This is a genomic window from Peribacillus sp. P4_C12, from assembly GCF_056402095.1.
Genome location: NZ_JBFUIB010001231.1, coordinates 1 through 500, shown reverse-complemented (window position 1 = coordinate 500; position 500 = coordinate 1). Strand labels below are relative to the sequence as shown.

At 46.6% G+C, this 500-nt stretch carries 1 protein-coding gene; it reads left to right on the top strand.

What is annotated here, in order from left to right; genetic code table 11:
- On the top strand, positions 1-500 hold a 500-nt coding region (locus AC1DUW_RS32295; RefSeq protein WP_477644649.1), incomplete at both ends, for a Ger(x)C family spore germination protein.

Sequence of the window (500 nt, the reverse complement as noted above, 5' to 3'; positions counted from 1 at the left end):
AAAGGGAACAGCCGCCGCTCCTTTTTATCCTGCGGGGATAGATGTTCAGCCGCTCAATGCCTTCTTTACGGCGGTCGGCCATACCGTTCTAGACATCTTACAAAAGCAGCAGATGGAGTCCCAAAGAAGACTCGCTACGGGACGTTTGCAGAATTTTTTGATTAGTAAAGATCTGGCAAAACACGGAGTCGCCGAGCTTACTGATCCACTCGGCCGCTCTACCGATATTGGCAGAGATGTTTACATGGCGGTCGTCGACGGCAGCGTCGAAGAGCTGTTAACTTTTAAGTATCCTAATGCGCCGACATCTGCTCAATATCTTTCCGATTTCATGGAGAGAAATCTGAAAGACATTGTTCCTCAGCCAACTGTTCATGCTTTCCTGGATCAATATGGCGGGTTCGCTCAAGATCCTTTTCTACCTATTATCGGGAAAAAAGACGATCATATTCAATATAAAGGTCTCGCTCTTTTTAAGGATGATCTCTACGTAGGAGAGC